This is a genomic window from Variovorax sp. P5_A3 (assembly GCF_056400665.1).
In genome coordinates, this window is sequence record NZ_JBFUKW010000076.1 from 1 (window position 1) to 557 (window position 557).

General features: G+C 68.3%; 1 protein-coding gene and 1 pseudogene. Both read left to right on the forward strand.

Annotation, left to right across the window (positions count from 1 at the left end; translation table 11 throughout):
• Nucleotides 1–31 precede the first annotated feature (31 nt).
• Nucleotides 32–178: an aldehyde dehydrogenase family protein gene (locus AC1D3B_RS36225; protein ID WP_478195478.1), complete on the forward strand. Its 147-nt coding sequence runs from the start codon at nucleotides 32–34 to the stop codon at nucleotides 176–178.
• Nucleotides 139–557 (forward strand): annotated as a pseudogene (locus tag AC1D3B_RS36230) (aldehyde dehydrogenase family protein); the annotation flags it as partial. The gene AC1D3B_RS36225 and the pseudogene AC1D3B_RS36230, both read left to right, overlap by 40 nt.

Below are 557 nucleotides of genomic sequence, written 5' to 3' on the forward strand. Positions count from 1 at the left end.
GCTGGCGCACCAGGAGGATCTGGCGCGCCTGATGACCCTCGAGCAGGGCAAGCCGCTGGCCGAGGCGCGCGGTGAGATCGCCTATGCCGCGTCGTTCATCGAATGGTTCGGCGAGGAGGGCAAGCGCGTCGACGGCGAGGTGCTGCAGGSGCAGCGGGCGTCACGCAGGGCCCATTGATCGACGGGCGCGCCATCACCAAGGTGCGCCAGCACATCGACGATGCGCTGACCCAGGGCGCGAAATTGCAGACCGGCGGCAGTGGCCATTCGCTCGGCGGAAACTTCTTCGAGCCCACGGTGCTGACCGGCATGACGCAATCGATGCGCGTCGCGGGCGAGGAAACCTTCGGGCCGGTGGCGCCGCTGTTCCGCTTCGAGACCGAGGACGGCGCCATTGCGATGGCCAATTGCCACGGTGTTCGGGCTCGCCGCCTATGTCTTCACCGAGGACAGGCGCCGCATCCGGCGCGTCAGCGAGTCGCTCGAGACCGGCATGGTGGGCGTCAACACCGGGCTGATCTCGAACGAGGTCGCGCCCTTCGGCGGCGTCAAGCAGT